Source organism: Litoreibacter janthinus (assembly GCF_900111945.1).
Taxonomy (GTDB): Bacteria; Pseudomonadota; Alphaproteobacteria; order Rhodobacterales; family Rhodobacteraceae; genus Litoreibacter; species Litoreibacter janthinus.
The window spans coordinates 1,003,738-1,016,414 of the sequence record NZ_FOYO01000001.1 but is presented as its reverse complement, the minus strand read 5'-3'; the positions used below and the strand labels follow the sequence as shown (position 1 = coordinate 1,016,414).

The following is a 12,677-nucleotide window of genomic DNA, read 5'->3' as shown; positions in this document are numbered from 1 at the left end:
AAAAGGCGGGACCCACATACCGAGGCAGGTACCATGACGATCAAACCTATCGCAGCCCTTGCGGCTGTTTCGCTTGCTGTCAGCGCATGTACTACAGATAGCATTTCACAAGCCAACAAGTCCCAAACCGGCGCCATCATCGGTGGCGCAGTCGGCGGGCTGATTGGCGCATCCAGTGATGACAACAAGCTGCTTAAGGGCATTGTCGGCGCAGGCATTGGTGCTGCAGCCGGTGGCGTGATTGGACACCAGCTGGACAAGCAGGCCGAAGATTTGCGCCGCGACATCCCGAACGAAAACATCGATATCGTCAACACGGGCGACGAGCTGCGGATCACCATGCCGCAAGACTTGCTGTTTGCCGTGAACAGCTCTGACCTGCGTTATGATCTTCAGGCAGACCTGCGCGCACTCGCTGGTAATTTGCAAGACTACCCCGACACGACGGTCAACATTGTCGGCCACACCGATGACACCGGCTCGGACAGCTACAACTACGAACTGTCGGAACGTCGCGCGCAAGCCGTGGCCTTTACCCTTGAGGATGCGGGCGTCACCCCGTCGCGCATCCGGTCCTACGGGCAAGGCGAAACGCGCCCTGTCGCGTCGAACGTGACCGAGGAAGGTCGCGCCCAAAACCGCCGCGTTGATATCGTGATCCGCCCTAACGCGGCTTAGGATTTCGAACATCAAGCATAGAACGGCCCCCTGATCCGGGGCCGTTTTTTGTTGTGAAACGCCTTGGTTGGTCATATAAATTTACCAATTCAAAGGGTGAATTCATGCCGTTCAAAAAAATCGAAGCTGAAAAACTATCGAACGCCGTTGTGCGCCAGATTGAGCTTCTTATCCTGCGCGGCATTCTCAAACCTGGCGAGCGACTACCGTCAGAACGCGAACTCGCCGACAAGATGGGGGTCTCGCGCCCGTCGCTGCGGGAGGCCGTCGCCAACCTGCAAGAGCGCGGGCTTCTGGCGACAAAAGCAGGTGCTGGAATCTATGTCGCCGAAGTGGTTGGTGCCGCCTTTTCAGACGCTTTGGTACAGTTGTTCGCAGACCATGAGGAAGCCGTCTTTGACTATATATCCTTCCGCCGCGATCTGGAGGGGCTAGCAGCTGCCCGTGCAGCGCGGCTGGGGTCGGATACCGATCTGAAAGTGGTCGACACCATCTACCGCAAGATGGAGGTCGCTCATGCCAAACGGAACCCCGCAGAAGAAGCGCAACTTGACGCCGAATTTCACCTTGCGATTATTGAGGCCAGCCACAACGTCATCATGCTGCACATGATGCGCGCGATGTTCCAGATGCTGCGCGAAGGCGTGTTCTACAACCGCCAGATGATGTTCAAACAACGCACCACCCGCGACACGTTGCTGGAACAGCACCGCGCCATCAACACAGCCCTTCTTGCCCGCGACGAAGACGGCGCCCGTGCCGCTGTGGAGGCGCATCTGAACTATGTCGAAGCAAGCCTGTCGGACAGCCTGAAAGCCGAGCAGAACGAAACCATTGCAAAGCAGCGCTTGGAGCACGAAAACTCTAAGCCTTGAGCGGTGCCCCACCGGCGAATGCATTACCATTTTGGTAGTCGCAGGGCTCTTCCTGCATCTGCAAATGCAGCCCCGTGCCGGTGAACGGATTTTGCAACGCCAGTTCCTCGTTCAACACGACACCTAAACCGGGCGCTTCCGGCGGCGTGATGTAGCCGTTCTCGACCTTCAATGCGCTGCCGATCAGATCCGCATGGAACTGCGTCTCAATGGTCTCGCACATCAGCAAGTTGGGGATCGACGTCGCCAGATGGATATTCGCTGCCCACTCGACGGGCCCCGCGTAGAGGTGCGGGGCCATTTCAGCGTTGAAGACTTCGGCCAATCCGGCGAGCTTCTTCATCTCCCAAATGCCACCTGCCCGACCCAAAGCAGGTTGAAGGATTTTTACCCCGCCGGTGCGCAGCAAGGTTGCGAACTCTGCCTTTGTCGTGAGGCGTTCGCCCGCCGCAATTGGGATGCGCACGGCCTTTGCGACCTCAGCGAATTCCAGTGGGTTGTCCGGTGGCAACGGCTCTTCGAACCATAGGGGTGAATAGGGTTCTATCGCTTGCCCCAGACGGATCGCACCCGATGTGTTGAACTGCCCATGCGTGCCGAACAGCAAATCCGCGCGGTCGCCGACGGCCTCGCGAATGGCTTTGCAAAATGCCACAGAGAGCGAGATGTCGAACATCGCGGGCTGATGGCCGGAGTGGATCGTATAGGGACCGGCAGGATCGAATTTCACCGCAGTATAGCCGCGATTGACCGCGTCCACGGCTGCCTCTGCCGCCATTTCGGGCGAGGTCCAGAACTCGGTCAAATCATGATGGGGCAGCGGGTAAAGATAGGTATAAGCGCGGATTTTCGGGTTCATCTTGCCGCCAAGCAAGGCCCATACCGGCCGGTCACGCGCTTTGCCAAGGATATCCCAGCATGCCATTTCCAAACCGGAAAACGCGCCCATCACAGTCGGGTCCGGCCTTTGAGTGAAGCCGGAAGAATACACGCGGCGGAACATCAACTCGACGTTCTCGGGGTTTTCCCCCTCCATGTGCCGCCCGAAGACATCCTCGATCACCGCGCGCATTGCGTCAGGTCCAACAGCGGAGGCGTAAACCTCTCCAATGCCTTCAATGCCGCAGGCTGTCGTCAGCTTGACGAAAATCCAATATTGCCCGCCCCAGCCCGGCGCCGGAGGGGATGTTACGATGATCTGAAGGTTCTGGAGTTTCATTTGAACATAATCACATTGCGACGTGCCGCGCCGGAGCGCGTGTCGGTAATCGCCTCGTTGATCTGGTCAAGCGACCAGCGGCCGGAGACCAGTTCGTCAAGTTTCAGGCGTCCCTGACTGTAAAGGTCCACCAGCCAAGGGATGTCGCGCTTCAGCACGACATCGCCCATCTTTGTGCCTTTCATCCCTTGAGCCAACGCGCCGAAGATCACGGGCTCGTAGCTGGCTGTCTGGCCTGAATGGGGCATGCCTACAAGATACATGTTCCCACCCGATCCAAGGAAGCGCGGCGCACTCTCGAAGGCTGGGATCGCGCCGACCGTGACCATCACCGCATCAGCCATGCGACCGCCGGTGATCTCGGCCACCTGCGCCCATGGCTTCGGATCAGTGGCCAGAACGCCATCGGTCGCGCCGAACTCTTTGGCGACTTCCAGCTTTTCGGCGGTCATATCAACAGCGATGATCCGCGCTGCGCCCGAAATGGCTGCGCCTTGGATCGCATTCAATCCTACGCCACCTGCCCCGATTACAACCACGTTCTGCCCAGGACGCACCTTGGCCGTGTTGACCACAGCGCCAACCCCGGTGACGACCCCGCAAGACAGCAACGATGCCGCGTCCATTGGCATCGCGTCAGGGATTTTAGCGATCTGGCTTTGGTCCACCACCGCACGTTCCGCAAAGGCGCCACACGCCATCCCGTGCTCCAAGGCGCTGCCATCCGGCATGGACAGAGGGCCCGCCATGCGGTCATAGGGCGTGGCGCATTGGGTTGGAACACCAGAGGCACACGGCGTGCATGTCGCGCAGGACCGGATCAATGTCACCAGCACCGTGTCACCGACTTCCAGTCCGCGGACTCCCTCGCCCAGCGCCGAGACGCGGCCAGCGGCCTCATGACCATAGACCGCGGGTAAGTTACCGCCCCAGCCGCCGTCCAGATATGAGATGTCGGAGAAACAGATTGCGCAGGCCTCAAGGTCCACTTCAACTTCGCCGGCCTGAGGAGCACGAAGCTCTACCTCTTCGATACGAAGTGGGGCGCCGAACTCGTGGCAAACAGCGGCTTTGATTTTGGTCATGGGTGGCCCTCGGGAAATGTTGTTCCGGAAGACAACCTGCGAAGTTGACGTTTCGCAAGAGCGTTATTCGAAATTTCCGCATCTGTCGGTCATTTTCGTTCTGGTTTATGCTTCCCGCTAGAAAAGTTCGGACATACCGAAAGGCGTTTATGATGCAGATAGACCTAGGACATATCACGCTAAACGTCGTCGAGGACGGCGACCCGAACGGCGCGCCCGTTGTCTTTTCGAACTCCTTGGGCACGTCAATCGCTTTGTGGGACAAAGTGATCCCGTTGCTGCCGCAAAACTTGCGTATGATCCGCTATGACATGCGTGGGCATGGAGCATCAGACGTGCCGGACGCGCCCTATTCCATGGGAATGCTGATCCGCGACGCTGAAGCTTTGCTGGATTATTTGAAGGTCCGCGACTGCGTGTTCGTGGGCCTCTCCATCGGCGGCATGATCGCGCAAGGGCTGGCGACCAAGCGGTTGGATCAGGTCCGTGCACTGGTGCTGTCCAACACGGCCGCCAAGATGGGCAACGCAGCAATGTGGCAAGACCGAATGGCCATGATCGAGGCTGGCGGAATTGAAGGCATGGCGGACGCGGTGATGGAGCGGTGGTTTTCCCCCGCGTTTCGCAAGACGCCAGAACTCGCGAATTGGCGCAAGATGCTGACCGACACGCCGCAGCAGGGCTACCTTGGGGCGTGTGCGGCAATCGCAGGCACTGACTTCTACACGACGACAGCAGCGCTCAAACTGCCTACGCTGGCCATTGCGGGCAGTGACGATGGCGCGTCACCTGCCGATCTGGTGCGCGAAACAGCGGACCTGATCCTTGGCAGCCAGTTCAAGCTGATCCGCCGCGCGGGACACCTGCCTTGTGTTGAACAGCCAGATATTTATGCGACGCTTCTGACACAATTCTTGAGTGATATTGGCCATACGTAAACCTTGCCTCGCAGGCGGGGTAAGGCCATGTAGGCCGCTATGACGCGCAATCTGCCGATCACTTTTATCCTGATTACTGTTCTGATCGACGCCATGGGCATTGGTCTGATCCTTCCAGTGATGCCGCAGCTTATTCAGGATGTAGGCCACACCGACATATCCGGCGCAGCAATCTGGGGGGGCATCCTGTCCGCTGTGTTTGCGCTAATGCAGTTCATGTTCTCGCCTACGGTTGGCTCACTTTCGGACAGGTTTGGCCGTCGTCCCGTGCTGTTGGTCTCGAATGCCACGATGGCGCTGGATTACGTCCTGATGGCGCTGGCCGGTACAATCTGGCTTCTATTGATCGGCAGGATCATTGGCGGCCTTACCGCGGCGACCCACGCCACAGCCAATGCCTATATGGCGGATGTGTCCCCGCGAGAGAAAAAGTCCCAGAACTTCGGACTTATTGGCGCGGCCTTTGGCATTGGCTTTGTTCTAGGGCCTGTCGTCGGGGGGCTGTTGGCAGAGCTTGGACCGCGTGCACCATTTTGGGCCGCAGCGATCCTTGCAGGTGCCAATTTTCTGTTCGGGTATTTCGTCCTGCCCGAAACCGTCACCCCCGAAAAACGGCGCCCGTTCGAGTGGAGGCGGGCCAATCCGATCGGTGGTTTAGCAGCGATCACCGCCCTGCCCGGCCTTGGCGCATTGCTGTCGGTGTATTTCTTCTACCAGATCGGCAACATGGTCTACCCCGCAATCTGGGCCTATTACACAGCCGCCAGTTTCGGCTGGTCGCCCGGAATGATCGGGGGATCACTCGCGATTTACGGAGTATCCATGGCGATTACCCAAGCTGTGCTTATCCGCTGGGTCATTGCCAAACTCGGTGAGGCACGGACCGTCTACTGGGGCTTGGTCTATAACGCCTTTACCTTGGCAATGATGGCCTTCATTTCGGACGGCTGGGTTTTGCTGGCGCTGACCCCATTGGCTGCATTCGGCGCAGTGGTTGGCCCTGCCTTGCAAGCCGTCATGTCGGGCCGTGCGGCGGATAATCAGCAAGGCGAGCTGTTGGGAGTGATGTCGTCGATTAACGCGCTTGGCATGATCTTTGCACCGTTGGTCTTCACCCGCGTGTTCTCGTACTTCACTGGCGAGGGCGCACTGTTCTTCTTACCGGGTGCTGCTTTCCTGTTGGCAATGGGCTTGATGCTTGTCGCGTGGAGCGTCGTGGCTCTTGCGCTTACGCGTCCCATAGCCGCAGATGCGCCATGATTTGACCGTGGTCCGAGGCGAGCTTGTTGTAAGGTGCCTCATCATGCGAGCCGTCGGTGAGATGATCGTTGAAGACCGAGAAGTAAGACATCTCCCCGATTTGGTCCGATCCGCCGGTAAAGTGACGCGACAGCAAAATCTGATCGATGCTTTCGAAAACCCCACCAAACGCGGAGGTATAAACCATGTCGCGCAAGGATTTCCGGACGAACAGCTTCTCGCAGCTCTCTAGGCGCACGGCTTTGATCTTGTTCTGAATGATCTCGTTCTCGGCGTCGGTGTAGCGGTCGCTGGCCGACTTTGCGTCGTGGCGGCGCATCCATGCGTAGTTTTTGAACGGGCGTTCACCAGCAATAATTTCAGAGCTAACGGCGTTCTCGCTGTCGTTGAAATCGCCCAGAACGATGACAGGGATGCCGCTGTTAATCTCTTCGACGATCAGTTGACGCAGCACCCAAGCCTCGGCCATCCGGCGTGTGGCAGCACGGAGCGAACCGAGCGCCCGACCCACCGGATCGTAATTGACCAAATCAACCTCCGGTGACTGCCCTCCCTCTTTTGGGCGGGTAAATTCGCCAAGTTTTGATTTCAGGTGACAGTTAAAAACCGTAACGATTTGGGACCCGACAGGTATGCGGGCCTTCAGGATCGGTCGCGACAGACGGTCAAGCCGGAACGATCCGCCATCCCCGTCACCCATCATTGCGAACGGAATTACCAAGTCGGGGTCAACCTCTTGGATCACCTCAGGCTTCCCGACAAATCCAAAGCGCGACAGGATCGCAAGCCCGGGGCGGCGCTCCCCCGGCTCCCCGTCATTTATATTGGGGGCGAAGGCCAGATGCGCCTCGGAATAGTCGCGGTAAGCCAGTTTTCGAAAAATCGCTTTGCGGGCGTAGCGTTTGCTGCGATCCGGCACCGTATCTTCATTGGACGCGGTGCCACGGCGGTCTGCTTCCGCAATCACATCTTGCAGCGGGGCTTTGTCGAATATTTCCTGAAAGCCCACGATGTCCGCGTTTAAGGTAAAGACCTGATCAGCAAGCCAGTCTTCTTTCCACGCATGCTCTTCCGGCGTATATTTTTCAAACCGATAATACTCCTGATCTGGCCCGATCAGGTTTTTGACGTTGAAGCTTGCGATGGTAAAATCGGTCACACGTCGCCCCCGTATTTGGCCAAAGCCATCTGGAACATTTCCGCATCCACATTGCCACCGGATGCCACTGCGATGACGTCGTCACCTTCGATCTTGTCGCCATGATACAAGGCCGCCGCTAGTGCGATCGCGCCCCCTGGTTCCAGCACAACTTTCAGCCGCGCGAAGGCGACTGCCATTGCGCGCAGACAGTCTTCGTCGGGCACTACGATGCCCGGTCCGCACAGACGGCTGAGGATCGGGAAAGTGACGTCGCCGGGCTGAGCCGTGATGATCGCGTCGCAGATGGAACCGGATAAGCTGGCGTTGCGTTTGATCTCCCCTGCTGCGAGCGAGCGGGTCACGTCGTCGAAATTCGCTGGCTCCACGGGGCGCACACGAAGATCAGGGGCCCTGGCTTCCAGCGCCAGAGCGATGCCGGAGGTCAGCCCGCCGCCACCACAGCACACCAGAACTTCGCGGGCATGTGCGCCAAGCTCCGCGGCTTGCTCGGCGATTTCCAACCCGACGGTTCCTTGGCCCGCAATCACCAAAGGCTCGTCAAATGGTTTGATTAAGGTCAGGCCGCGTTCGGTTGCGAGCCGCTGCCCGATTTCGTCGCGATCTTCAGTGGCGCGATCATAAAGCACGACCTCCGCACCCAAGGCGCGCGTATTGTCTATCTTCATCGCCGGCGCATCGGCAGGCATAACGATGACTGCGCTGGTGCCGTGTTCTCGCGCTGCCAGTGCTACGCCCTGTGCGTGGTTGCCGGACGAGAATGCGATCACGCCAGCTTTTAGGGCATTGTCAGTGAGCGACGAAACCGCCGACCAAGCACCGCGAAACTTGAACGACCCTGTATGCTGCAAGGCTTCGGGTTTGACAAAAACCCGCCGCCCCGCGATTTCGTCCACGAAGGGCGATGATAGCAACGGGGTGCGCCTTGCGTGGCCTTTGATCCGCTGGGCAGCGGCTTCGATCATCTCAATGTTCATTGCATTTCCTGTAGCCAAGCTTTGATCACCAATAGGGATTCGGGTTCATCAAGGAATGGCACATGGCCGCGTCCCGGCACCTCTGCCACCAGCATGTCGGGCCTACGGCGCACCATTTCGGCTGTGGTCTCTGGCGTCAGCAGGTCCGAGTTTGCCCCACGTATAAGTGCCAGCGGTAAACCTGCTAAAGCATCAAAGAACGGCCATAGGTCGGGGTTCAGGTTCTGAGGGCCTGACAGCACACCATCCCGCAGCTTTGGGTCATAGTTGATATCCAAGCCGTCCGGTTTCTCGATGTAGTGTTTCTGCGCCTCTTCGCGCCAGCGGGTTTCAGGCACTCCCTCGAACCCCGCCATAAGCTTGGCGCGTTGGGATGTCGCCTCGTCATAGGTTTTAAAGTTGGGCCGTCGACCCAGATAGCCTTTGATCGCTTCCAACCCAGGCTCTGCGATCTCGGGGCCGATGTCGTTCATGCATACCCCAAGCAGGCGGTCTTTGACCGCGGCGGCAAGCCCCATCGCGATGATCCCTCCGCGCGAGGTTCCCAGAATGGCGGCTTTCTCGATGCCCAGATGGTCCAGCAATGCCAGTGCGTCCTGACCCTCTTGCGGCAAGGTGTAGGTCGACGGGTCGGCCCAATCGGACTGCCCGCGCCCGCGATAGTCCATGCGGATGAGGCGGACACCTTTCAGATGCGGCGCGACGTAGTCAAAGTCCGACCCGTTGCGAGTGAGACCCGCGAGGCACAGGACGGGTAGCCCTTCGCCTTCGTCAGAGTAATGCAGCGAAATGCCGTCCGCGGCGGTAAACTTGCTCATAGTGACGCTGCCAATTCTGGGATCGTGGTGAGGTCACTTAGGACATGAGCAGGTTTCCACGGCAGGCGATCCATCGGCTCTCCGGCGCGGTTCACCCAAGCAGTGGTGAAGCCATAGCCCGTCGCGCATCCGGCATCCCAACCGTTTGATGACACGAACAGCACCTCGTCTTTTGAGCAGTCGAAGCGCTTGCCCACCAAATCATAGACCGACGCATGTGGTTTGAAGACCCCGACATCCTCAACAGACAGAACATCATCAAGGTTCTCGCCAATTCCAGCGGAAGAGACGGCACCGTCCAGCATATTGGGGGAGCCGTTGGACAGAATGGCCGTGTTCATCCCTGCCGCTTTCAGATGTGCCAACATGAAGGGGACTTCCTTGTAGGCGCGCAGCTCCCAGTAGAGGGCCAAAAGACGTTCCCGCAGTTCTGGATCTTCGAGACCGTTTGCTTCCATCGCCCAATCCAGCCCGTTCTGGGTCACGTCCCAGAAATCAGCATGGTCACCGGTCACCGCACGCAACCATGTGTATTGCAACTGCTTGAGACGCCAGTCATTTGCGACCTTCTGCCAGCACGCAGCCAGCTTGTCGCGACCCGGCTCCTCAGCCGCGAGGCGGGCTGCGGCGGACACGTCAAACAGCGTGCCATAGGCATCAAAAACACAGGTGGTAATTGGCATGGAAACTCCTCCGTCGTTGAGGGCAGCTTGGCACAGCCCAAGACAGAGGAAAACGCCTAAAGGTAGCGGGCCAACATTGTGAAACCACCCCAGAAATGGGCACCCACCGTAAACAGATAAGCCCCCAAGGCGATCAGGCCTTGTGCCTTAGTCAGCCGTTTGGTCTGCGTCCATGCGGCCGACCACGTAAACAGCGACTGTGCTCCGAGGATCGCGAAGAAGAACAGAACCATGGATTGCATTGCCACTGCGGCAGCGGCCAAAGCCGCGCTCATCGCGATGGTCACGAAATTTGTCGCACCGGGCACGAAAGTGTCGGTCAAAATGCGCATGCAACGTCCGCCATCCAAAGGCCAGAAGGGCAGCAAGTTGAAGAAGTTCAAGGCACCCGTCACGATTGCGAAGACCCAAAGGAACTCCGCTGCATCAGCAGAGAACGGCGCGACCATGTCTGATATTGAATAGGCCAATGCCATAGGGGCGAGGCAGATGCCGGGGCCCATCAGCGTGATGAAGAAATCGTGCGCCTGCGTTTCGGGCGCGCGATCCGAAATCGCTACGCCGCCCATCAACGGGATCAGGCGAAACCGCGCATCGTCATGGCCGGCGATCCGGTAGGCGGCAACATGGCCAAACTCGTGGATCATCACCGACAGAACAATCGCGACCCCGTAGAGCGGGCCAAAATACCAAGCGGCTGCCACGAAGGCGAGCACGCCCATACCGAGGCCTTGGATATCCATGCCAACGATGGTGAGCCCGCGGTTGGACACCAGCCCACCCCGCAGCGTGCAGAGCATCATCAAGCACAAAACGAGCGTTGCAAATAGCACCAGCATTCGGATCTTTCTTTAACAAACTGCGAGTACAAAACCCGAATAAAGTGGCCAAAGAAGGACTGCGAATGGGCGTCATCTTGACCCGATGGGGCAAAAATCTGCGGAATTGAACGCCGGAAGGGCTTAGAGGTTTTCTGGCTGCGGCATTCCCAGCACGTGATAGCCGCCATCGACGCGGATGATCTCGCCTGTGGTGCAGTTGCCCTGATCGCTCGCCAGATACACCGCAGTGCCGCCCACGGCCTCCAGCGTCGCGTTTGCGCGCATAGGTGCATTCGCTTCGGTCTGGCGGAAGGTCTTGCGCGCGCCACCAATGGCCGCACCGGCAAGGGTCTTCATCGGACCGGGGGAGATGGCGTTGACACGGATGCCGTCGGGGCCAAGATCGTTGGCCAAATAACGAACGGTGGATTCCAGCGCCGCTTTGGCAACGCCCATGACGTTGTAGAACGGCGTCACGCGGTTGGACCCTTGATAGGTCAATGTCAACAATGTGCCACCGTCCTTCATCAAAGGAGCCGCGCGGCGGGCGACGTCGATCAGCGAGTAACAGCTGATGACCATGGAGTTTTTGAAGTTCTCGCGCGACGTGTTGATGAAGCGCCCCGTCAGCTCGTTCTTGTCCGAGAATGCGATGGCGTGCACCACGAAATCCAAGCTGCCCCACTTGTCTTCAAGCGTTTTGAAGCAGGCATCCAGCGAGTCGTCGTCGGTCACATCGACATCCACAAGAATGTCGGAGCCAAGAGAAGCGGCGAGCGGCTCTACGCGTTTGCCGAACGCTTCGCCCTGATAGGAAAACGCCAGCTCTGCGCCCTGCTCGGCCATTGCCTTGGCGATCCCCCACGCGATCGACCGCTCATTGGCGACCCCCATGATCAGGCCGCGCTTGCCGTCCATCAATCCAGCCATTTCTTATCCCTCGAATTTTGAAAGCAACATGGACCCGTTGGTCCCGCCAAACCCGAAGGAGTTGGTCATAACAGTGTCCAGCCCGGCATTCTCCACGAGTGAAGTGGCGATTTCGGCGGGCTTTAATGCCGGATCAAGCGTCTCTACATTGATCGAAGGCGCGATGAAGTCGTTCTTCAGCATCAGCAGACAATAAACGGCTTCCTGTGCGCCAGTGGCGCCTTGGGAGTGGCCGGTCATCGACTTGGTAGAACTGATGGGTGGCGTCGTGCCTTCGCCGAAGACGCGACGCACGGCCTCGACCTCGCCCACGTCACCTACTGGCGTCGATGTACCGTGTGCGTTGATATAGCTGACCTTGCGGCCGTCTGGGATGGAGCCCATTGCCAAACGCATCGCGCGCTCGCCGCCTTCACCCGAGGGCGCGACCATGTCTGCCCCATCTGAGGTAGCACCGAAACCGGTCACTTCGGCATAGATTTTCGCACCGCGCGCTTTGGCGTGCTCTAGGTCTTCCAGCACAACGATACCGCCACCGCCTGCGATCACGAAGCCGTCGCGGTCCGCATCAAAGGCGCGGGAGGCGCGGGTGGGCGTGTCGTTATATTTGGACGACATCGCGCCCATCGCGTCGAACAGGCAGGACAGAGTCCAGTCTAATTCCTCGCCGCCGCCTGCGAACATGACGTCTTGCTTGCCCATCATGATCTGCTCGCTTGCGGCCCCGATGCAGTGCAGTGAGGTCGAGCAGGCAGAGGTAATCGAGTAGTTGATGCCCTTGATCTGGTATGCGGTCGCCAAGTTAGCGGAAATGGTTGAGCCCATGCATTTCGGAACCGCAAATGGACCGATCCGCTTGGTTGCACCGGTTTTCAGAACTGACTGGTGTGCCGCAAACATGGCAGAGGTGGACGGCCCGCCGGAGCCTGCAATCAGGCCGGTGCGCGGGTTAATGACGTCGCTTTCTTCCAGCCCTGCATCGGCGATCGCTTGTTCCATTGCGATATGGGCATAGGCGGCACCCGGCCCCATGAAGCGGAGGCGGCGTTTGTCGACATGCTCGGCCACATCAATCTTCAGCGTCCCCGCGATCTGGCTACGGAACCCGTGCTCGGCCATTTCCTCCGAGGCAACGATGCCGGAGGTGCCGGATTTCAGAGCGGTGGTGACTTCTTCGGCTGAGTTGCCAATGGGGGAGACAATCCCCAGACCTGTAACGACGACGCGACGCATG

At 58.8% G+C, this 12,677-nt stretch carries 13 protein-coding genes; 4 read left to right on the top strand and 9 right to left on the bottom strand.

All coding sequences use genetic code 11. From position 1 onward, the window contains the following. The first annotated feature begins 33 nt into the window (after positions 1–33). Positions 34–678, top strand: coding sequence for a YiaD family glycine zipper/OmpA-like lipoprotein (locus BM352_RS05135; RefSeq protein WP_090213354.1), 645 nt, complete (start codon positions 34–36; stop codon positions 676–678). Positions 679–782: 104 nt separating this feature from the next. Then, entirely contained in the window at positions 783–1,553 is a 771-nt protein-coding gene (locus BM352_RS05130) for a FadR/GntR family transcriptional regulator (RefSeq protein WP_090213351.1), read from the top strand. Here BM352_RS05130 and BM352_RS05125 read toward each other — a convergent pair. Together BM352_RS05125 and BM352_RS05120 are read right to left on the bottom strand one after the other, a co-directional pair. Then, entirely contained in the window at positions 1,543–2,772 is a 1,230-nt protein-coding gene (locus BM352_RS05125) for a mandelate racemase/muconate lactonizing enzyme family protein (protein ID WP_090213349.1), read from the bottom strand. The two genes, BM352_RS05130 and BM352_RS05125, sit on opposite strands and share 11 nt — an antisense overlap. Continuing rightward, positions 2,769–3,857: an alcohol dehydrogenase catalytic domain-containing protein gene (locus tag BM352_RS05120; protein WP_090213346.1), complete on the bottom strand. Its 1,089-nt coding sequence runs from the start codon at positions 3,855–3,857 to the stop codon at positions 2,769–2,771. Before BM352_RS05120 ends, BM352_RS05125 begins: the two co-directional genes overlap by 4 nt. Before the next feature lie 152 nt (positions 3,858–4,009). Here BM352_RS05120 and pcaD point away from each other — a divergent pair, with 152 nt between their 5' ends. Both pcaD and BM352_RS05110 read left to right on the top strand, forming a co-directional pair. Further along, entirely contained in the window at positions 4,010–4,795 is a 786-nt protein-coding gene (pcaD, locus tag BM352_RS05115; RefSeq protein ID WP_090213343.1) for a 3-oxoadipate enol-lactonase, read from the top strand. 39 nt (positions 4,796–4,834) lie between these two features. After that, positions 4,835–6,055 carry a TCR/Tet family MFS transporter gene (locus tag BM352_RS05110; protein ID WP_090213341.1) on the top strand — a complete coding sequence of 407 codons (1,221 nt, stop codon included), beginning with the start codon at positions 4,835–4,837 and terminating at the stop codon, positions 6,053–6,055. Here BM352_RS05110 and BM352_RS05105 read toward each other — a convergent pair. From BM352_RS05105 to fabB, 7 genes are all read right to left on the bottom strand, one after another. Continuing rightward, on the bottom strand, positions 6,024–7,214 hold the full coding sequence (locus BM352_RS05105; protein ID WP_090213338.1) for an endonuclease/exonuclease/phosphatase family protein: 1,191 nt from the start codon (positions 7,212–7,214) through the stop codon (positions 6,024–6,026). The genes BM352_RS05110 and BM352_RS05105 overlap by 32 nt on opposite strands. Further along, on the bottom strand, positions 7,211–8,191 hold the full coding sequence (locus BM352_RS05100; RefSeq protein WP_090213336.1) for a threonine ammonia-lyase: 981 nt from the start codon (positions 8,189–8,191) through the stop codon (positions 7,211–7,213). The genes BM352_RS05105 and BM352_RS05100 overlap by 4 nt, the downstream gene beginning before the upstream one ends. Next, positions 8,188–9,009 (bottom strand): alpha/beta fold hydrolase, encoded by an 822-nt coding sequence (locus BM352_RS05095; protein WP_090213333.1) that lies wholly within the window; start codon positions 9,007–9,009, stop codon positions 8,188–8,190. The genes BM352_RS05100 and BM352_RS05095 overlap by 4 nt, the downstream gene beginning before the upstream one ends. Continuing rightward, a complete protein-coding gene (locus BM352_RS05090) occupies positions 9,006–9,692 on the bottom strand; it encodes a haloacid dehalogenase type II (protein WP_090213331.1) in 687 nt (228 codons plus the stop codon). The genes BM352_RS05095 and BM352_RS05090 overlap by 4 nt, the downstream gene beginning before the upstream one ends. Before the next feature lie 56 nt (positions 9,693–9,748). Continuing rightward, positions 9,749–10,531 carry a metalloprotease gene (locus BM352_RS05085; RefSeq protein ID WP_090213328.1) on the bottom strand — a complete coding sequence of 261 codons (783 nt, stop codon included), beginning with the start codon at positions 10,529–10,531 and terminating at the stop codon, positions 9,749–9,751. Between the two features lie 123 nt (positions 10,532–10,654). After that, positions 10,655–11,443 (bottom strand): enoyl-ACP reductase FabI, encoded by a 789-nt coding sequence (locus BM352_RS05080; protein ID WP_090213326.1) that lies wholly within the window; start codon positions 11,441–11,443, stop codon positions 10,655–10,657. Between the two features lie 3 nt (positions 11,444–11,446). After that, the gene (fabB, locus tag BM352_RS05075; protein ID WP_090213323.1) at positions 11,447–12,676 is read right to left on the bottom strand and encodes a beta-ketoacyl-ACP synthase I; all 1,230 of its coding nucleotides are present in this window, start codon (positions 12,674–12,676) and stop codon (positions 11,447–11,449) included. Between the last annotated feature and the right edge of the window lies 1 nt (position 12,677).

Excerpts from the sequence above, each read along its gene's own strand:
- pcaD (WP_090213343.1), top strand. The coding sequence starts at position 4,010 with ATGCAGATAGACCTAGGACATATCACGCTAAACGTCGTCGAGGACGGC.
- BM352_RS05130 (WP_090213351.1), top strand. The coding sequence starts at position 783 with ATGCCGTTCAAAAAAATCGAAGCTGAAAAACTATCGAACGCCGTTGTG.
- BM352_RS05110 (WP_090213341.1), top strand. The coding sequence starts at position 4,835 with ATGACGCGCAATCTGCCGATCACTTTTATCCTGATTACTGTTCTGATC.
- BM352_RS05120 (WP_090213346.1), bottom strand. The coding sequence starts at position 3,857 with ATGACCAAAATCAAAGCCGCTGTTTGCCACGAGTTCGGCGCCCCACTT.
- BM352_RS05080 (WP_090213326.1), bottom strand. The coding sequence starts at position 11,443 with ATGGCTGGATTGATGGACGGCAAGCGCGGCCTGATCATGGGGGTCGCC.
- BM352_RS05095 (WP_090213333.1), bottom strand. The coding sequence starts at position 9,009 with ATGAGCAAGTTTACCGCCGCGGACGGCATTTCGCTGCATTACTCTGAC.
- BM352_RS05100 (WP_090213336.1), bottom strand. The coding sequence starts at position 8,191 with ATGAACATTGAGATGATCGAAGCCGCTGCCCAGCGGATCAAAGGCCAC.
- fabB (WP_090213323.1), bottom strand. The coding sequence starts at position 12,676 with ATGCGTCGCGTCGTCGTTACAGGTCTGGGGATTGTCTCCCCCATTGGC.
- BM352_RS05135 (WP_090213354.1), top strand. The coding sequence starts at position 34 with ATGACGATCAAACCTATCGCAGCCCTTGCGGCTGTTTCGCTTGCTGTC.
- BM352_RS05085 (WP_090213328.1), bottom strand. The coding sequence starts at position 10,531 with ATGCTGGTGCTATTTGCAACGCTCGTTTTGTGCTTGATGATGCTCTGC.
- BM352_RS05125 (WP_090213349.1), bottom strand. The coding sequence starts at position 2,772 with ATGAAACTCCAGAACCTTCAGATCATCGTAACATCCCCTCCGGCGCCG.
- BM352_RS05090 (WP_090213331.1), bottom strand. The coding sequence starts at position 9,692 with ATGCCAATTACCACCTGTGTTTTTGATGCCTATGGCACGCTGTTTGAC.